Genomic DNA, 17,164 nt, shown 5'->3' on the forward strand with positions numbered 1-17,164 from the left:
CCAACCGTTTGATCAAGCCGGTGCGCTGCAACGACCTTGAGCTGACCAGCCTGGACCCCTGGGACGATGACCCGAATCCGCGCTTTGACGACATCAGCGGCCCGCTCTGGATGGCGCGCTTCGATGACGACAGCCAGTGGCCCAGCCCTGCGCTGCGCCAAGCCCCCGTGCTGACCGCGCCCTCACAAAATACGCTCACGCGCTCAACTGGGAGAGACCGTGCTGATTAAAGACACGCGTTGCTTGGGTGACAGCAAGCTGGCCTCAAACCGTCCAGCGGCCCCAAAACCTCCTGAGAAGGTGCCCCTTGGACACACAGCAGGCCAGGCCTCATTGAGGCCCAGGTCAACTATTTCCGTGCACGCAAGCCGCACAGCGGCGTGCGTTTGAATCTCCCCTCCCGCGTCAATACACACCATGAACACTGCCACCACCCCACCCTCACCAGCCTTCAACTACGCCGAACACGACAAACAACTGCGCAAGTTGTTTGAGTTGGCCGAAGACAACCAATTGGCGGTGCAAGACGCCATTGCCTGCCTGAGCGCTGAGCGCGAAGCACTGAGCAAAGAGCGCTTGACGCTGGCCAAGGCCTCCGTCAATTCGGCCGAGGTTTCCGAGACTTTGCGTCGCGCCACCGCAGATGCCATACCGGCCATCGCTGAGGCTGCAGACAAGTCGATTCAATCTGCCATGGACCGTGCGCTGGGTGTCACGCATGATGCGGTGACGCGTCTTTGGAGCGGGACCACGGCCCCCGCCGTCGAGCGCATTGGCAGTGTGGCAAAGATGGCCAACGAGATGGAGGCGCGCATCCGCCATGCAGGCTATCGGCACGCATGGCAGTGGACCGCGCTGAGTGCGCTGGGCGTGCTTGCCACCTTGGTGGTGGCGGTGGTGGGCGTGCAGCAAATCAAGGCACAACAAACCGAAGTGCAACGCCAACAGGCCGAACTAACGGCTCAGCGGCAGGCGTTTTCAGAAGAGATGGCACGCATGCAGGCGAGCGTGGTTTTTCTGGAGAGAAAGGGCGGTCGCATTCGCTTGGACAAATGTGGCCCCGAGCAGCGGCTGTGTATTGAAGTGGCGCCTGACCAGGGAAATAATCGCGGCGGCTTCCGTGGGCCTTGGAATGACGCAAAGAACGAGCGCACTTTTGTGATTCCTCGGGGTTACTGAGTTCTCATGCGGCTGTCCAGTGATGGCTTGCCCCTTGGCCTGGTGAACCGCTTGCCTTGAGGGGACCAAGGGCTGAGGCCGCGCTTGACACCGCCTGGCGCTCAAGGCCTCCAGCGCTTGAGCAGCAGGGCGTTGAGCATGACGCTGACCGAGCTGAGCGCCATGGCTGCGCCCGCCAGCATGGGGTTCAGGTAGCCCATGGCCGCCAGTGGGATGCCGGCCACATTGAAGGCAAAGGCCCAAAACAGGTTTTGCCGGATTTTGGCCACCGTGCGGGCCGAGATGTCGAGCGCTGCGGCCACCAGGGCCACATCGCCCCGCATGAGCGTGATACCCGCCGCGTGCATGGCGACATCGGTGCCCGTGCCCATGGCCATGCCCACATCGGCAGCGGCCAAAGCCGGGGCGTCGTTCACGCCGTCGCCCACCATGGCCACCACCTGGCCCTTGGCGCGCAGCCGCTGCACCTGCGCGGCTTTGTCGCCGGGCAAGACATTGGCCAAAACTTCACCGTCCTCGGGCCGCAGCCCCAAGCGGCGGGCCATGGCCTCGGCAGCCGCAAGGTTGTCGCCCGAGACCATCACCAGCTTCAAGCCGCGTGCGCGCAAAGCCGCCAAAGCGCTGGCGGCCCCGGCTTTGGGCTCGTCGCCAAAGCCCATGAGCAGCAGGCCTTGCAAGCCGGCTGGCGTGCGCTCGGCCATGGCCGACAGGCTGGCGCCTTGGGCCTGCAAGCCTTCGATGTCTGCGCGCCACATCGCCAAGTCCAAGCCCTGTTCTTGCAGCCACGGCAAGCTGCCCAAGCACAGTTGCCGACCGTTCAGCGTGGCTTGCACACCTTGGCCCGGCACGGCAGTCAAGTTCAGGGCTTGTGCGGGTTCTTGCCCACCATGCAAGCCAAGCGCTTGGGCCGCATTCACCACCGCACGCGCCAACGGGTGCTCACTGCCGCTTTGCACGCAGGCGGCCAAGGCCAGGTTGTGCTGTGCGTCTTGCCCCGGCGCGGGCAGGTAGGCGGTCAAGCGTGCTTGGCCAGCGGTCAAGGTGCCGGTTTTGTCAAAGGCCACGGTTTGCACGCGGTGTGCCAGTTCCAGCGCCTGCACGTCTTGGATGAGGATGCCGTGCCGCGCCGCCACACCCGTGCCCGCCATGATGGCCACCGGCGTGGCCAAGCCCAAAGCGCAAGGGCAGGCGATCACCAACACCGACACGGCATGGATGAGGGCGGTTTCAAAGTCAGCCCCCAAGACCAGCCAGGTGCCCAGGGTGAACAGCGCAACCACCAACACCACCGGTACAAACACCTCGGCCACGCGGTCCACCAAGCGCTGAATTGGCGCTTTGCCGGTTTGCGCGTCTTCGACCAAACGGATGATGTTGGACAACACGGTGGCCTGCCCCACGGCGGTGACACGCATCAGCACGCGGCCATCGCCATTGATGGCGCCGCCCGTCAACGCGCTGCCCGGCCCTTTGGCCACTGGTAAAGGCTCACCCGTGAGCATGGATTCGTCCACTTGGGTCAGGCCCTCCAGCAGCTCGCCGTCCAGTGGCAAGCGCTCGCCGGGTTTGACCACAAGGGTGTCGCCCACCAAAATTTCATCAACCGGCACATCCACCTCGCCGTCACGGCCCAAGTGATGTGCCGTGTGGGGCCGCAAAGCATGCAAGGCGCGGATGGCCTCGGTGGTTTGGCGTTTGGCCCGCGACTCCAGCCACTTGCCCAGCAGCACCAGCGTGATGACCACTGCCGCGCCTTCAAAGTACAAATGCGGCGTGTGGCCCTCTTGCGCGGTGAGCCACAGCCACACCGACAAGGCCCAAGCGGCGGTGGTGCCCAAAGACACCAGCAAGTCCATGTTGCCGGTGCGTGCCTTGAGCGCGTGCCAGCCGGCTTTGTAAAAGCGCGCACCCAAAACAAACTGCACCGGTGTGGCCAAAGAAAATTGAAGCCATGCGGGCAGCATCCAATGCCAAGACCACACCTCGCCCAGCATGGGCAACACCAAGGGTGTGGTCAGCAGCAAACCCATGGCCACGGGGGCAAAGCCTTTCCAGGCCGATTCAAGGCTTGCGTCCGTCTGTGCCTCAGGGCTGCGCGGCGCGTACCCCGCATCGCGCACAGCGCGGCGCAAACGCGCATCGGAAACCTCTGAGGAATCGACTTGCACGCGCGCCGATTCGGTGGCCAGGTTGACGCTGGTGTTCAGTACGCCCGGTATTTGTTTCAGGGCTTTTTCAACCCGCGACACACACGAGGCACAGGTCATCCCATCGATGCCAATGTCATACGTGCGTGCGGGCTCGGTCTTGATGGGTGTCATGGCATGCAGCGCTTTTGGTCTATGCTTGTGCGCGACCTTCAGGGGTCAAGAAAAGGACACATCATGAACCACATTTTCAGCGTCGAGGGCATGGTTTGCGCACATTGCGAGAAAGCCATCACACAAGCTGTGCTGGCTTTGGATGCACAGGCCCAAGTCGTGATTGAGCGGCAAGACAAGCTTGTGCGCATTGACTCTGCCTGCAGCCGCGACGCCTTGGCCCAAGCCATGATCGCTCAGGCTTACCAAGTCATCGCCTGATGCGGTGAAACGCCGCGTCTTTACAAATCAGCACCACACGGGTACCTGCCCGATACATGGGCCCGCCACACTGCAAGCATCCCACCAACCAAAGGATGTTTTGATGTTGACAAACCGTGATTCACTGCGCAGCACTTTGCGCATTTCAAGCATTGCAGCCAGCCTGTGCCTCGGTCTTTCGGGCTTGGCCATGGCGCAAACCGCACCCATTGCTGCGCAAGACAGCCCAAGGGCCGAACGCATGCAAAAAAAGCACGCCAAAATGGCCGGCCGACAAGCCCAAAGCCTGGATGCACTCAAGGCCAAGCTCAAGCTCGACACCAGCCAAGAAGCCGCTTGGACCGCATTTGCCCAAAGCATGCAATCACCAGCGGGCAAGATGGCCTACCCCGACCGCGCCGCTTTGAGCGCAATGACCACGCCCGAACGCATTGACCAAATGCAAGCAAGCCAAGCCGCACAGCACAGCGAGATGCAAAAACGCGCCGATGCCACCCGGCTTTTTTATGCCGTTTTGCAAAACCAGCAAAAGCAGGTCTTTGACAGCGAGACGGCAAGCGCCTTGCGCGTCATGGCTTACAAAATGCATTCCAAAACGGGCCACCAAGACGGGCACCACAGCCGCCATTGACCCTCGGCCCATTGGTTTTTGCATGTTCTTTTAGGCCACTTTTCAAGTGGCCTTTTTTTGCTTTGATTTTTGGATTTGACACATGTCAAACCTGAGCTTGCCTGTGCTGGGTAAGCTGTGCTGATGACAAGACCACAGCACACCCTGCCCACTCAAAATGCGCACGCCTTGGCGCCCATCAAGCCCTTGTTGAAAAGCCAGGTGTTTAAATGGCTGATTTTGGGTTTCAAAGATGTGTTGCATGCGCCCGGGCTGAGTTTGTTGCATGGCTGGGTGTTGGCTTTGTTGGGTGCTGGCATCACATGGTTTGCACACGACCGGTTTTGGCTTTTGGCTGGCGCTTTGTCGGGGTTTTTGGTGGTCGCACCGGTCTTGGCCACCAGTTTGTACGCCATGAGTCGGGCTATTGAGCGCGGTGACCGCGCGGACATGGCTCTTTTGATCAACACCTGGACACAGTGGCAAATGCGATTGCGCCATGACGTTGACAGTTACTGGAGTCTGATCCGCTTTGGCCTGTTGCTGGGCTTGGCAGCAACAGGCTGGGTGATCACATCGGCTGCACTGATCACTTTGTTGTCACCTCAACCCATCCACACACCGCTCGATTTTGTACACCATGTGGTGTTGGCCAAACAAGGGTATTTGTTTGAGATCTGGACAGGATTGGGTGCTGTTTTGGCCTTGCCCATGTTCGCCTCCAGTGTGATCGCGATGCCTTTGTTATTGGACCGTCGGGTGACTGTTTTGCAAGCCGTGCTCACCAGCTGGCAAGCCGTGCTGACACACCCGTTTCAAATGCTCTTGTGGGCTTTTCTGATCAGCTTGCTCAGTGTGGTGGGCATGGGCACCGTGTTTTTGGGTTTGGTGGTGATCGTGCCGGTGTTGGGACATGCCAGTTGGCATGCCTACCGCGACATGGTGGACACATCTGACTTGGAAGAGCGCTTACCCCGTCAGGCAAGACCATGATGTGGGGTTTCAGCGAAGAAGAATTTGCAGCATTTGGCTTGACCATCGGTGTGGGGGCCTTCATGTTGTACATGTTGTTCATCATTGGCCAGTTGGCCTGGGCGTCCAAAGCAGGGAAGTTTGGAACTTTTGTCATCTTTCTTGGCCTGGCCTTTGGCATGTTGGGCTTTGTCGCCAAGGGGCTTATCCAGTGGATGTTGGATGTGTGATCCGTTTTGGGAAAAAGCTGTGGATAGAAATGCTGCAAAAACACAGTTATCCACAGTTTGGTCTGGTTTTCAAAAGTTGTTCATCAAAGCGTGACAGCAAAAAACCAAGCCCACGCACAGCTTTCAAAGCAGGACAAGCCCTTGTCAAAGCACAACAAAACCGACTTGTGCACAGAAAGCATGGCCTCTTACTACTACCACTATTGAATGATATAAGAACATAGAGAGATAAGAAGCATGCAAAGCACTTGATTGGGCTGTTAAGATTTGCGTCTTTCCAACCCCCACAGCACCATGGCGATCGTTTCAGAAGACCCCCCACAAAACGGTTACGACATCAAAAGTGCTGACCTGTCTTTGTTGGCCTTGGTGTTGAAAACGGCTGATGTGCAAGCGGTTTCTTCTGCCTTGCAGCAGCAAATGGCCGAAACACCTGGTTTTTTTGACCAAGACCCGGTGCTGGTGGATGTGAGTGCTTTAGAACCCACGGCACATGCCCATCTGGACTTGCTTGGTTTGTTGGCCGTTTTGCGTGAACAGCATTTGGTGCCTTTGGCCATCAAAGGGGCGCAGCAGGCGCTTTTAGCGCAAGCCAAGGCATTGGGCTTGGTGGACGCCTCGGATGCCCGTATACGCCGTTCTGCGCCCATTGAGCCTTCATTGCCAGTTGCTTGTACACCTGCACCAACACCTGCGCCTGAGGTGCCAAGCTTGCCCACACCGCCCGCGGCACCGATTTGGGGTGCCATGGTCATCGACAAGCCCTTGCGTTCGGGTCAACAGGTGTACGCCAAAGGGCGCGATTTGATTGTGTTGGCCATGGTCAACGCGGGTGCTGAGGTGATTGCCGATGGCCATATCCATGTTTACGGTGCATTGCGTGGCAAAGCCATTGCCGGTGCCCGAGGCAATGCGCAAGCGCAAATTTTTGCCTTGGTGATGGAGCCCGAACTGATTTCCATCGCTGGGGTCTACCGCACCAGCGAAAATGCCTTGCCTGCCGAAGTGCTGGGCCAAGCTGCACAAGTGAGTTTGCAATCTGGCCCTGATGGGGACAAGTTGCTGATCAGCGCCTTGAAAAGCTGATTGTTTTTTTAACCGCGTCCAAGAAAGTTGTTCCATGGCAAAAATTGTGGTGGTGACCTCCGGCAAAGGTGGTGTGGGTAAAACCACCACCAGCGCCAGTTTTGCAACGGGCCTGGCCCTCAAGGGTTTCAAAACCGCCGTCATTGACTTTGATGTCGGTCTGCGCAACCTGGACCTGATCATGGGCTGTGAGCGCCGAGTGGTGTACGACTTGATCAACGTGATCCAGGGCGAAGCCAATCTGAACCAAGCCTTGATCAAAGACAAGCAGTGCGACAACCTGTTTGTGCTGGCGGCCTCGCAAACCCGTGACAAAGATGCTTTGTCGCAAGCAGGCGTTGAGAAAGTTTTGAACGACCTGAGCAGCATGGGCTTTGAGTACATCGTGTGCGACTCGCCCGCGGGCATTGAAACCGGTGCTCTGATGGCCATGCACTTTGCCGACGAAGCTTTGGTGGTGACCAACCCCGAGGTGTCTTCGGTGCGCGATTCAGACCGCATTTTGGGCATGCTGGGCAGCAAAACCAAGCGGGCGATCGAAGGTCTGGAGCCGATCAAAGAACACCTGTTGATCACCCGCTACAACCCCAGCCGTGTCGAAGAAGGCCAGATGCTGTCTTTGCAAGACATTCAGGACATTTTGCGCATCAAGCTGCTGGGCGTGATTCCAGAAAGCGAAAACGTCTTGCAAGCTTCTAACCAAGGCACGCCCGCCATCCACATGGCCAACAGCGACGTGTCAGAAGCCTACAAAGACGTGATTGAACGCTTTTTGGGCGAAGACAAGCCCATGCGCTTCATCGACGCCGAGAAGCCTGGCTTCTTCAAGCGCATGTTTGGAGGCAAGTGAGCCATGTCCTTTCTTTCTTTCCTGTTGGGCGAAAAGAAAAAAACCGCCAGTGTGGCCAAAGAGCGTTTACAAATCATCTTGGCGCACGAGCGCAGCGGTCGCCATGTGGCCGAGCCCGATTACCTGCCTGACCTGCAACGTGAATTGATTGCCGTGATCAGCAAGTACATCAAGATCAATCCAGACGACATCAAAGTCAATCTGGAACGCCAAGACAATCTGGAAGTTTTGGAAGTCAAGATCGAGCTGCCCGACGTGCGCTGAAAAAAAGCGGTTCAAGCGTCATGTTTTTGGCGTGCTGCGAGCACCCATTTGGGCTGAGCACTTTGCCGCTTGGCTCAGCCTGAACTGACCCGCCTGCCCAAAGAAAAACCCCCGACAGGCTCGGGGGTTTTTTCATGGTCAGCGCAGACCTTGCGTGAGGGTTCGAATCAGGCCAGCAGGCTTTGCTCTTTTGTTGCCAAATGCGCCCACAGCGAACGTGCGGCCCGGATGTTGCGCTCTTTGACATGGCCATAGCCTTTGATGGTCTCGGGCACACGCGCCACATCGACCGCATGCGCGTGGCCTTCATTGCTCAGGCCCGTCAGCACGCGGTCAATGTGTTGCATGTACTCCCGAATCAAAGCGCGTTCGGTCTGGCGTTCTTCGGTGCGGCCTAAAAGGTCCAACTTGGTGCCGCGCAAAGCTTTGAATTTGGTCAACACCTTGAAAGCGGTTTGCATGATGGGGCCAAACTTTTGTTTGACCAATTCGCCGCGTTCGTTGCGTTTGGACAAGAGGGGTGGGGCCAGGTGGTAGTGCACCTTGAAGTCGCCTTCAAAGCTGTTGTTGATGCGTTCCAAGAAACCGGTTTGTGTGTGCAGGCGGGCCACCTCGTACTCGTCTTTGTAGGCCATCAGCTTGAACAACTGGCGGGCCACGGTGTCGCTGAGCAAGGTTTTGCCCAAGGGCGCTTCGCTGGCACGCACACGTTGGACGATGTCGTGGTAGAGCTGGGCATAGCTGGTGTTTTGGTAATCGGTCAAACGCTGCACACGGTCTGCGATCAGTTCATCCAAGCTTTCACGCTTTTTGAATTGCACCACTTGGCTGGGCTGCATCTTTTGCATCAAGGCCGGCAACTGGTGGGCAGCGTGCCGACCCCATTCAAACGCGACTTGGTTGTTTTTGACCTGCACATCGTTCAGCTCCATGGCCCGCAGGATGCTTTCGCGGTGCAAAGGCACCCAGCCTTTTTGCCAGGCATAGCCCAGGATCATGGGGTTCACATAAATCGTGTCGCCCATCAGTTGCTTGGCCAAAGTTTCGGCGTCGAAAGCACTCACACCGTCGGCACCCACTTGTGCAGAGATGCTGGCCACGCATTGGTCGGCGGGGTTTTCCCAGTTGCCGTCTTTGACAAAGGCAGCGGTGGGGGTGCTGTGGCTGTTCAGCGCCACATGGGTGCGGCCTGCGCGCATGCGCAAGGTGGTCTCTTTGGAGGCGCTGACGATGGGGTCGCAGCCGATGATGAGGTCGGCCGAAGCCATGCCCACGCGGGTAGTGCGTATCTCGTCGGGCGTGTTGGCCACCAAGATATGGCTCCAGGTCGCACCGCCTTTTTGCGCCAGACCGCCCGAGTCTTGCGTGACGATGCCTTTGCCCTCGATGTGCGCGGCCATGCCCAACAACTGGCCAATGGTGATGACGCCGGTGCCGCCCACGCCGGCCACCACCATGCCCCAGGCTTGGCTCATGCTGGGCAAGCTGGGCTCGGGCAAAGCGCCCAAGCTGGCTGGGCTCAAGGCGGCGCTGCTGGAGGTGTTGGCCGAGCTGGCTTTTTTCTTGAAAGTGCCGCCTTCGATGGTCACGAAGCTGGGGCAAAAGCCCTTGAGGCAGCTGGTGTCCTTGTTGCAGGTGCTTTGGTTGATGGTGCGTTTGCGCCCCAAGGGGGTTTCGAGGGGCTCTACCGACAGGCAGTTGGACTGCACACCACAATCACCGCAGCCCTCGCACACGGCTTCGTTGATCATCACCCGCACAGCAGGGTCCACCATGGTGCCGCGCTTGCGGCGGCGGCGTTTTTCGGTGGCGCAGGTTTGGTCGTACACGATGACCGAGGTGCCTTTGATCTCGCGCATTTCGCGTTGAATGCGGTCAAGCTCGTCGCGGTGGAACACGCGCACGCCCTCGGCCAATGCCACGCCCTCGTATTTTTCAGGCTCATCGGTCACGACCGCGATACGCTGCGCACCTTCGGCCTTCATGCTCATGGAGATCTGCACCACGCTGTGGCCTTCCGAGCGTTCGCCCACGGGCTGGCCACCGGTCATGGCCACCGCGTCGTTGTACAAAATTTTGTAGGTGATGTTCACGCCCGAGGCCACGCTTTGGCGCACCGCCAAGATGCCGCTGTGGAAATAGGTGCCGTCACCGATGTTGGCAAAAATGTGCTGGTCGGTGCTGAAGGGCTGTTGGCCTGACCATGGCACGCCCTCGCCACCCATTTGGGTGAAACCGGTGGTGCTGCGGTCCATCCACAAGCTCATGAAGTGGCAGCCAATGCCGGCCATGGCGCGCGAGCCTTCAGGCACCTTGGTCGAGGTGTTGTGCGGGCAGCCTGAGCAAAACCAAGGCGTGCGGTCTGCCGCCGCACCCAGTGTCAGCGTTTGCATGGCCTGGTCTTTGGCTTCCAGCACGGCCAAATGCGCGTCGATTTGGGCTTGGGTGTCGGCATCGATGCCCAGTTTTTTCAGCCGTTTGGCAATGGCCCGCGCGATGATGGCGGGGGTCAAGTCGGCACTGGCCCGCAGCAGGGTGCGCGCAATCGGGTTGGGGGCCGACCATTCGCCACCTGTGGTGTCGCCCTCGGCTTCTTCGAATTTGCCAACAATGTGCGGGCGCACATCGTCGCGCCAGTTGTAGAGTTCTTCTTTGAGTTGGTACTCGATGACTTGGCGTTTTTCCTCGACCACCAAAATCTCGCGCAAGCCGGTGGCAAATTCCCGGGTGGTCTGCGCTTCGAGGGGCCAGACCACGCCCACCTTGTGCAAACGGATGCCCAACTCGCGGCAACGCGCGTCGTTCAAACCCAAGTCCAGCAAAGCTTGACGCGTGTCGTTGTAGGCCTTGCCACTGGCGATCAGGCCAAAACGGTCCTTGGGACCTTCAATCACGTTGTGGTTGAGTTTGTTGGCGCGGATGTAGGCCAGTGCGGCGTACCACTTGTAGTCAAACAAACGCGCTTCTTGTTCCAGCGCATTGTCGGGCCAGCGGATGTGCACGCCACCTGGCGGCATGACAAATTCGGGCAGCACGATTTGCACGCGCTCAGGGTCGATGTGCGCCGTGGCACTCGACTCCACAATCTCTTGGATGGTCTTCATGCCCGACCAAATGCCCGCAAAACGGCTCAGGGCCAAGGCGTGCAGACCCTGGTCGAGGATGTCTTGTACGCTGGCCGGAAAGAACACCGGCAGGCCACAGGCCTTGAAGATGTGGTCGCTTTGGTGGGCGGCCGTGGAGCTTTTGGCCACATGGTCATCACCGGCCACCGCCAGCACGCCGCCCCACGGCGTGGTGCCGGCCATGTTGGCGTGTTTGAACACGTCAGAGCAGCGGTCCACGCCGGGGCCTTTGCCGTACCAGATGCCGAACACGCCGTCGTATTTGTTGGTGCCGGGTGGCGCAAAACCCAGTTGTTGCGTGCCCCACAAAGCGGTGGCGGCCAGCTCTTCGTTCACGCCGGGCTGGAACACGATGTGCTGGGCCTTGAGGTGGTCTTTGGCCTTCCACAGCGACTGGTCATAGCTGCCCAGGGGCGAGCCCCGGTAGCCGCTGATGAAGCCCGCCGTGTTCTTGCCTTGCAGCGCGTCACGCTGGCGTTGCAGCATGGGCAACTTGACCAGCGCCTGCACGCCGCTCATGAAGGCCCTGCCGATATCGAGGCTGTACTTGTCGTCCAGCGTTACGGTTTCTAAAGCTTGGCGGATCGATTCGGGCAAGGGGGCGTTCATGGTGTGTCCTGCAAACGAAAGAGAAATCACAGTGTAGGTCGGCTGAGCCGACAGGTGCTTGCTTTCGGGGACAGCGTTTGCCCTAAGATTTGGAAGAATCTTGCTCAAAAAAGACGCTTATGGAAACACTGGACAAATTCGATTGGGCCATATTGAATGAATTGCAAACCAATGGCCGCTTGACCAATGCCGAGTTGGCGCAGCGCGTGGGCCTGTCTGCTGCACCCTGTTGGCGGCGGGTGAGGGCCTTGGAAGACTCGGGCGTCATCAAGGGCTACCGGGCCGAGATTGACCGGCAAAAAGTGGGCTTGGATGTGTTGGCCTTTGTGCGCCTGGACGCCGAGCGCAACCGGGGCGACGTGACGCGCCAACTGGAAGAGGCCATCCTCAAAATCCCCGAGGTGGTGTCGTGCCACTACATCAGCGGCACCGGCACCTTTGAGTTGCAGGTGGTCAGCAAGGACCTGAACAGCTTCAGCCAGTTTGCACGCGATGTTTTGCTCAACCTTCCCAATGTGAAAGACCTGCACACCAGCTTCTCGCTGGGCGAGGTCAAGGCCGCAGGGGCCTTGCCGCTCAAGCCCTGAGCTCTGGGCCTGAGCTCTGGGCGATTCCTGGGCTTCGGGCGCTTGGGGTTGGGGGGCGGGAGGTTTTTAAGGGTACAGCCCGCGCAACTCGCGCGCCTGCAAGATGCGCGTGCATGCCACGATGAAGGTGGCGGTGCGCAGACTGACGTGGTGCGTGTCGGCCACTTGCCAAATGCCTGCAAAGGCCTCGCGCAGGATGCGCACCAGGCGGGTGTTGATGTCGTCTTCGCTCCAGAAGAAGCTGGAGAAATCTTGCACCCATTCAAAGTAGCTGACGGTGACGCCCCCGGCGTTGGCGATCACGTCGGGCACCACCAAAATGCCACGCGCGTGCAAGATGTCGTCGGCCTCGGGTGTGGTGGGGCCGTTGGCCCCTTCGATCACCATGCGGGCTTTGATCAGGTGCGCGTTGTCGGCCGTGATTTGTTGTTCCAGCGCCGCCGGGATGAGGATGTCGCAGTCCACGCTCCAAAACGCTGCATCGTCCAAAACCTCGGCAGTCTCAAAACCGTTCACGCTGCCGTGCTCGGCCACATGGCGCAGCAGCGCCGTCACATCCAGCCCCGATGCTTGGTAAACCGTGCCGCCGTGGTCTTGCACCGCCACCACCGTGGCCCCGGCCTGCGCGAACAATTTGGCGGCGATGCCGCCCACGTTGCCAAAGCCTTGCACCGCCACTTTGGCTTGGGTGATGTTGAGGCCAATGTGCAAGGCGGCCTCGTGGCCCACGGTGAACACGCCTCGGCCAGTGGCTTCGTTTCGGCCCAAGGAGCCACCCAAGGCCAGCGGCTTGCCGGTGACCACGCCCAAGGCACTCGTGCCTTCGTTCATGGCGTAGGTGTCCATCATCCAGGCCATGATTTGCGCGTTGGTGTTCACATCGGGTGCGGGGATGTCTTTGTTCGGCCCGATGATGATGCCGATCTCGCTGGTGTAGCGGCGCGTCAGGCGCTCCAGCTCGCCGCGTGACAGGGTTTTGGGGTCGACCCGTATACCGCCCTTGGCCCCGCCGAAGGGCAGGTTGACTGCGGCGTTTTTCACCGACATCCAGGCCGACAAGGCCATGACCTCGGACAGGGTCACGTCTTGGTGAAAGCGCACGCCGCCTTTGCCGGGTCCACGGCTGGTGTTGTGCTGCACGCGGTAGCCCTCAAAGTGGGCCATGGTGCCATTGTCCAGCTCGATGGGCACATCCACGATCAGGGCGCGTTTGGGGCGCTTGAGGGTTTCGACCCAGCGCGACAAGCTGCCCAAATAGGGCGTGACGCGGTCGACTTGCTGCAGGTAAATGCCCCAGGGGCCGAGGTGCTCAGGGTTCAGATAAGAGGGCAAGGCGTGCGCGCTTTTGGCGGTGCTGCTTGCGTTTGGCTTGGACATGGTGCTTTTCTTTCTTGAAACTGACGGTTTGTCAGTGCCTCAAATCTTAGGCTGGCACCGCGCATTCGTCCAAGGCCGCTTGGCTTTCAGCCCATGCGTTTGGCGCATAACCCCGGGCTATGCGACCGCCCAAGCCATGGCCCTGCCCGCAGGGCTCGCGCACATGCACCCCTGACTGTAAAATCTGCCGCTACAGCCGCCCCGTGGCAGGGCGGCCCACGGCGCAGGCGGCGCCCATTTTTGGCCTTCAAAGGGCAGACTCTCATGCTTTACCCTCAAGAATTCGACGTGATTGTGGTCGGCGGCGGCCATGCTGGCACCGAGGCCGCACTGGCCAGTGCCCGCATGGGCTGTAAAACGCTGCTGCTCACGCACAACATCGAGACGCTGGGGCAGATGAGCTGCAACCCCAGCATCGGCGGCATTGGCAAGGGCCATTTGGTCAAGGAGGTTGATGCTTTGGGTGGTGCGATGGCGCTGGCCACCGACGAGGGCGGTATCCAGTTTCGCATCCTCAACAGCTCCAAAGGCCCGGCGGTGCGCGCCACGCGCGCCCAGGCCGACCGGATTTTGTACAAGGCCGCGATTCGCCGCATGCTGGAGAACCAGCCCAATTTGTGGCTGTTTCAGCAAGCGGTGGACGACTTGATGGTGGAGGGTGACCGGGTGGTGGGGGCGGTGACGCAGGTGGGTATCCGCTTCCGTTCGCGCACCGTGGTGCTCACCGCAGGCACGTTTTTGGACGGCAAGATCCATGTCGGTCTACAAAACTATGCGGCGGGCAGGGCGGGCGACCCGCCTGCCCTGAGTTTGTCGGCCCGCTTGAAAGAACTCAAGCTGCCGCAAGGGCGTTTGAAAACCGGCACGCCGCCGCGTTTGGATGGCCGGACCATCGACTTTGCCAAGTGCACCGAGCAAGCGGGTGACGGCGTGCCCGGCGGCATGACGCCGAACGGTGGTGTGCCGGTGTTCAGCTTCATGGGCCAGGCCAGCATGCACCCGCAGCAAGTGCCCTGCTGGATCACCCACACCAACGAGCGCACGCACGAGATCATCCGCTCGGGCTTTGAGCGCAGCCCCATGTTCACCGGCAAGATCGAGGGTGTGGGCCCGCGCTATTGCCCCAGTGTGGAAGACAAGGTCAACCGCTTTGCCGACAAGGACAGCCACCAGATTTTTCTGGAGCCCGAAGGCTTGACGACGCACGAGTTTTACCCCAACGGCATTTCGACCAGCTTGCCGTTTGACATCCAGTACGAACTGGTGCGCTCGATGAAGGGGCTGGAAAATTGCCATATCTTGCGCCCCGGTTACGCCATCGAATACGACTACTTTGACCCCCGCGCGCTGAAAAACAGTTTTGAGACCCGGCAGATCAACGGCTTGTTTTTTGCTGGGCAGATCAACGGCACCACCGGTTACGAAGAGGCCGCCGCCCAGGGCTTGTTTGCCGGCATCAACGCCGCGCTGCAATGCCGGGGCGAAGCGGCCTGGTTGCCTGCGCGTGACCAAGCTTACCTGGGCGTGTTGGTAGACGACCTGGTGACCCAGGGCGTGACCGAGCCCTACCGCATGTTCACCAGCCGGGCCGAGTTCCGCCTGCAACTGCGCGAAGACAATGCCGATGCCCGCTTGACCGAGGCGGGGCGGCAGATGGGTTTGGTGGACGATGCCCGCTGGGACGCGTTCAGCCGCAAACGCGATGCTGTTTCACGTGAAACAGAGCGCCTGAAGTCCACCTGGGTGAATCCACGCAACTTGCCAGCCGCCGAGTCTGAGCGGGTGCTGGGCAAGGCGATTGAGCATGAGCACAGCCTGTTCGATTTGTTGCGCAGGCCCAATGTGACGTATCCGGCCCTGATGACTTTGGACGGTGGCCGCATGGTCAGTGCTGATGTTTCACGTGAAACGCTGGGTGATTTGAGCGCCCCGGTGATCGAGCAGGTGGAGATCGCGGCCAAGTACTCGGGCTACATCGACCGTCAAAAGGGCGAGGTGGAGCGGGCTGCTTTTTACGAATACCTGCGATTGCCTGAAAGTCTGGACTACATGCAGGTCTCGGCCTTGTCGATTGAGGCGCGGCAAAAGTTAGCCAAGCACCGCCCAGAAACCCTGGGCCAAGCCTCGCGCATCTCGGGCATCACGCCGGCCAGTGTGTCGCTGTTGTTGATTCACCTGAAGAAGGGCGGCTTTAAGGGCTTCATGCAAGCCGCCGATGATCGTGCTGAGGTGGGTGTTCGGGCATGAGTGTGAGTTTGGAGGTGGGCTTGCGCTCGGGTGCCAAGGCCCTGAATCTGAGTTTGTCGGACGAACAAGTCCAGCTTCTTTTGGACTACGTGGCGCTCATCCAGAAATGGAACAAGGTCTACAACCTGACCGCTTTGCGCGACCCGGCGGACATGCTGACCCACCACCTGCTGGACAGCTTGACGGCTGTTGCGCCTTTGTCGCGCCACACCCAGGGCCAGCCGACCAAGGTGCTGGACGTGGGTTCGGGCGGCGGCCTGCCTGGTGTGGTGCTGGCCATTTGCATGCCCGAGCTGGATGTGAGCTGTGTGGACACCGTGGCCAAAAAAGCCGCCTTTGTTCAGCAGGTGGCGGCCAGCCTGAAACTGCCCAATTTGCGCGGCATCCACGCCCGCGTCGAATCTTTGCTTGACCCCTATCCGGTCATTTGCTCCCGCGCCTTTGCATCTTTGCCCGACTTTGTGACTTGGTCACGCCGGGCCTTGGCCGAGGGCGGGGTGTGGATGGCCATGAAGGGCAAGCAGCCGCAGGACGAAATCAAGGCGCTGCCAGCGGATGTCAAAGTGTTTCACGTGGAACCTTTGACCCTGCCGGGCCTGGATGTGGAGCGGTGCATGGTGTGGATGAAGCCTGGGCCTTGAGTCTGGAGGGGTGGGGCTTTTTGCCTCTGGCCCCTCACCGCCGCTGCGCTTGTGTCCTGAAAAAGACGGGCCTCTTTGCCGATCGGCAGGTGTTTCACGTGAAACAAGAGGCGGCGCCTGCGCACATCGGTACAGGCATCACGTACACTCGCCCCATTCCCTTCAAAGAAAACCCATGTTCGGCATCTCGGATTACGGCGCGTTTGCAGCAGCTTTTGTCTTGCTCTTGTTTTTGCCTGGCCCTGGCAATCTGGCCTTGATCAGCTCGGCCAGCAAGGGCGGGGTGGCGGGGGGCTTGGCTTCGGTCTTGGGCTTGCTGTTGGGGGACCAGATTTTGCTCTGGCTCACGGTGGCTGGGGTGGCGGCTTTGCTCAAGACCTATCCGCCGCTGTTCATGGCATTGCAGTGGTTGGGTGCGGCGTATCTGGCGTGGTTGGGTTACAAAATGATCACCGCCAAGCCGGGCGAGGGGCCCAGCATTCAGATCACGCCCGGGCATTATTTTCGGGAAACGATGTTCATCACCTTGCTCAACCCCAAGGCCATCATGTTTTACTTTGCGTTTTTTCCGCAGTTCATTGACCCGGTCCATCATCAGGGTTGGATCACTTTTGCGGTGATGGCTTTGACCATTGCAGTCTTGGGGTTCATGTATTGCTTTGGTGTGGTGCTGATCACGCACCACATGGCCGAACGCATTCGGGCCAATCCCCGTTTTTCGGGGTTTTTGCAAAAGCTGGCGGGTGCGTGCCTGATCGGCTTTGGGCTCAAGATGGCCTTGTCCAAATAAGCACCGGGGATTTCA

Annotated in this window: 16 protein-coding genes; 13 read left to right on the top strand and 3 right to left on the bottom strand. The window is 59.7% G+C overall.

Annotated elements, in window-relative coordinates; genetic code table 11:
• Both ACIQ39_RS06885 and ACIQ39_RS06890 read left to right on the top strand, forming a co-directional pair.
• Nucleotides 1-230: hypothetical protein (locus ACIQ39_RS06885; RefSeq protein ID WP_396433872.1), on the top strand; the 230-nt coding region annotated here is incomplete at its 5' end.
• 187 nt (nucleotides 231-417) lie between these two features.
• Nucleotides 418-1,179, top strand: coding sequence for a hypothetical protein (locus ACIQ39_RS06890; protein WP_396433873.1), 762 nt, complete (start codon nucleotides 418-420; stop codon nucleotides 1,177-1,179).
• Between the two features lie 101 nt (nucleotides 1,180-1,280).
• Here ACIQ39_RS06890 and ACIQ39_RS06895 read toward each other — a convergent pair whose 3' ends face one another.
• Nucleotides 1,281-3,500 carry a heavy metal translocating P-type ATPase gene (locus ACIQ39_RS06895; protein WP_396433874.1) on the bottom strand — a complete coding sequence of 740 codons (2,220 nt, stop codon included), beginning with the start codon at nucleotides 3,498-3,500 and terminating at the stop codon, nucleotides 1,281-1,283.
• Between the two features lie 63 nt (nucleotides 3,501-3,563).
• On the opposite strand from ACIQ39_RS06895, the gene ACIQ39_RS06900 reads away from it, so the two are divergent.
• The 7 genes from ACIQ39_RS06900 to minE all read left to right on the top strand — a co-directional run bounded on the left by ACIQ39_RS06900 (nucleotide 3,564) and on the right by minE (nucleotide 7,773).
• Nucleotides 3,564-3,761: a heavy-metal-associated domain-containing protein gene (locus tag ACIQ39_RS06900; protein ID WP_396433875.1), complete on the top strand. Its 198-nt coding sequence runs from the start codon at nucleotides 3,564-3,566 to the stop codon at nucleotides 3,759-3,761.
• 103 nt (nucleotides 3,762-3,864) lie between these two features.
• Nucleotides 3,865-4,392 carry a Spy/CpxP family protein refolding chaperone gene (locus ACIQ39_RS06905; RefSeq protein ID WP_396433876.1) on the top strand — a complete coding sequence of 176 codons (528 nt, stop codon included), beginning with the start codon at nucleotides 3,865-3,867 and terminating at the stop codon, nucleotides 4,390-4,392.
• A 123-nt stretch (nucleotides 4,393-4,515) separates the two neighbouring features.
• Nucleotides 4,516-5,364: a DUF2189 domain-containing protein gene (locus ACIQ39_RS06910; protein WP_396433877.1), complete on the top strand. Its 849-nt coding sequence runs from the start codon at nucleotides 4,516-4,518 to the stop codon at nucleotides 5,362-5,364.
• Entirely contained in the window at nucleotides 5,361-5,573 is a 213-nt protein-coding gene (locus ACIQ39_RS06915) for a DUF2788 domain-containing protein (protein ID WP_396433878.1), read from the top strand. The genes ACIQ39_RS06910 and ACIQ39_RS06915 overlap by 4 nt, the downstream gene beginning before the upstream one ends.
• 294 nt (nucleotides 5,574-5,867) lie before the next feature.
• A complete protein-coding gene (gene minC / locus ACIQ39_RS06920) occupies nucleotides 5,868-6,659 on the top strand; it encodes a septum site-determining protein MinC (RefSeq protein WP_396433879.1) in 792 nt (263 codons plus the stop codon).
• Between the two features lie 34 nt (nucleotides 6,660-6,693).
• Entirely contained in the window at nucleotides 6,694-7,509 is an 816-nt protein-coding gene (gene minD, locus ACIQ39_RS06925) for a septum site-determining protein MinD (RefSeq protein WP_396433880.1), read from the top strand.
• Nucleotides 7,510-7,512: 3 nt separating this feature from the next.
• Nucleotides 7,513-7,773: a cell division topological specificity factor MinE gene (minE, locus tag ACIQ39_RS06930; protein WP_396433881.1), complete on the top strand. Its 261-nt coding sequence runs from the start codon at nucleotides 7,513-7,515 to the stop codon at nucleotides 7,771-7,773.
• Between the two features lie 167 nt (nucleotides 7,774-7,940).
• On the opposite strand, the gene ACIQ39_RS06935 is transcribed toward minE, so the two are convergent.
• The gene (locus tag ACIQ39_RS06935) at nucleotides 7,941-11,507 is read right to left on the bottom strand and encodes an indolepyruvate ferredoxin oxidoreductase family protein (RefSeq protein ID WP_396433882.1); all 3,567 of its coding nucleotides are present in this window, start codon (nucleotides 11,505-11,507) and stop codon (nucleotides 7,941-7,943) included.
• 119 nt (nucleotides 11,508-11,626) lie between these two features.
• On the opposite strand from ACIQ39_RS06935, the gene ACIQ39_RS06940 reads away from it, so the two are divergent.
• The gene (locus tag ACIQ39_RS06940; protein ID WP_396433883.1) at nucleotides 11,627-12,094 is read left to right on the top strand and encodes an Lrp/AsnC family transcriptional regulator; all 468 of its coding nucleotides are present in this window, start codon (nucleotides 11,627-11,629) and stop codon (nucleotides 12,092-12,094) included.
• Between the two features lie 66 nt (nucleotides 12,095-12,160).
• Here ACIQ39_RS06940 and ACIQ39_RS06945 read toward each other — a convergent pair whose 3' ends face one another.
• Entirely contained in the window at nucleotides 12,161-13,471 is a 1,311-nt protein-coding gene (locus ACIQ39_RS06945) for a Glu/Leu/Phe/Val dehydrogenase (RefSeq protein ID WP_396433884.1), read from the bottom strand.
• Nucleotides 13,472-13,735: 264 nt separating this feature from the next.
• Between ACIQ39_RS06945 and mnmG the strand changes: the two genes are divergently transcribed.
• The 3 genes from mnmG (at nucleotide 13,736) to ACIQ39_RS06960 (ending at nucleotide 17,149) form a co-directional block, all read left to right on the top strand.
• Complete coding sequence (mnmG, locus tag ACIQ39_RS06950) at nucleotides 13,736-15,718, top strand: tRNA uridine-5-carboxymethylaminomethyl(34) synthesis enzyme MnmG (RefSeq protein ID WP_396433885.1); 1,983 nt, start codon at nucleotides 13,736-13,738, stop codon at nucleotides 15,716-15,718.
• Nucleotides 15,715-16,359, top strand: coding sequence for a 16S rRNA (guanine(527)-N(7))-methyltransferase RsmG (gene rsmG / locus ACIQ39_RS06955; protein WP_396433886.1), 645 nt, complete (start codon nucleotides 15,715-15,717; stop codon nucleotides 16,357-16,359). Before mnmG ends, rsmG begins: the two co-directional genes overlap by 4 nt.
• 175 nt (nucleotides 16,360-16,534) lie before the next feature.
• Nucleotides 16,535-17,149, top strand: a complete 615-nt coding sequence (locus tag ACIQ39_RS06960) for a LysE family transporter (protein ID WP_396433887.1) — start codon at nucleotides 16,535-16,537, stop codon at nucleotides 17,147-17,149.
• The last annotated feature ends 15 nt before the right edge of the window (nucleotides 17,150-17,164 follow it).

It is taken from the genome of Limnohabitans sp. (assembly GCF_044361645.1).
GTDB lineage: Bacteria > Pseudomonadota > Gammaproteobacteria > Burkholderiales > Burkholderiaceae_C > Limnohabitans_A.

Excerpts from the sequence above, each read along its gene's own strand:
- ACIQ39_RS06900 (WP_396433875.1), top strand. The coding sequence starts at position 3,564 with ATGAACCACATTTTCAGCGTCGAGGGCATGGTTTGCGCACATTGCGAG.
- ACIQ39_RS06910 (WP_396433877.1), top strand. The coding sequence starts at position 4,516 with ATGACAAGACCACAGCACACCCTGCCCACTCAAAATGCGCACGCCTTG.
- ACIQ39_RS06895 (WP_396433874.1), bottom strand. The coding sequence starts at position 3,500 with ATGACACCCATCAAGACCGAGCCCGCACGCACGTATGACATTGGCATC.
- minC (WP_396433879.1), top strand. The coding sequence starts at position 5,868 with ATGGCGATCGTTTCAGAAGACCCCCCACAAAACGGTTACGACATCAAA.
- minE (WP_396433881.1), top strand. The coding sequence starts at position 7,513 with ATGTCCTTTCTTTCTTTCCTGTTGGGCGAAAAGAAAAAAACCGCCAGT.
- minD (WP_396433880.1), top strand. The coding sequence starts at position 6,694 with ATGGCAAAAATTGTGGTGGTGACCTCCGGCAAAGGTGGTGTGGGTAAA.
- ACIQ39_RS06905 (WP_396433876.1), top strand. The coding sequence starts at position 3,865 with ATGTTGACAAACCGTGATTCACTGCGCAGCACTTTGCGCATTTCAAGC.
- ACIQ39_RS06935 (WP_396433882.1), bottom strand. The coding sequence starts at position 11,507 with ATGAACGCCCCCTTGCCCGAATCGATCCGCCAAGCTTTAGAAACCGTA.
- ACIQ39_RS06960 (WP_396433887.1), top strand. The coding sequence starts at position 16,535 with ATGTTCGGCATCTCGGATTACGGCGCGTTTGCAGCAGCTTTTGTCTTG.
- ACIQ39_RS06915 (WP_396433878.1), top strand. The coding sequence starts at position 5,361 with ATGATGTGGGGTTTCAGCGAAGAAGAATTTGCAGCATTTGGCTTGACC.
- rsmG (WP_396433886.1), top strand. The coding sequence starts at position 15,715 with ATGAGTGTGAGTTTGGAGGTGGGCTTGCGCTCGGGTGCCAAGGCCCTG.
- ACIQ39_RS06890 (WP_396433873.1), top strand. The coding sequence starts at position 418 with ATGAACACTGCCACCACCCCACCCTCACCAGCCTTCAACTACGCCGAA.
- ACIQ39_RS06940 (WP_396433883.1), top strand. The coding sequence starts at position 11,627 with ATGGAAACACTGGACAAATTCGATTGGGCCATATTGAATGAATTGCAA.
- mnmG (WP_396433885.1), top strand. The coding sequence starts at position 13,736 with ATGCTTTACCCTCAAGAATTCGACGTGATTGTGGTCGGCGGCGGCCAT.
- ACIQ39_RS06945 (WP_396433884.1), bottom strand. The coding sequence starts at position 13,471 with ATGTCCAAGCCAAACGCAAGCAGCACCGCCAAAAGCGCGCACGCCTTG.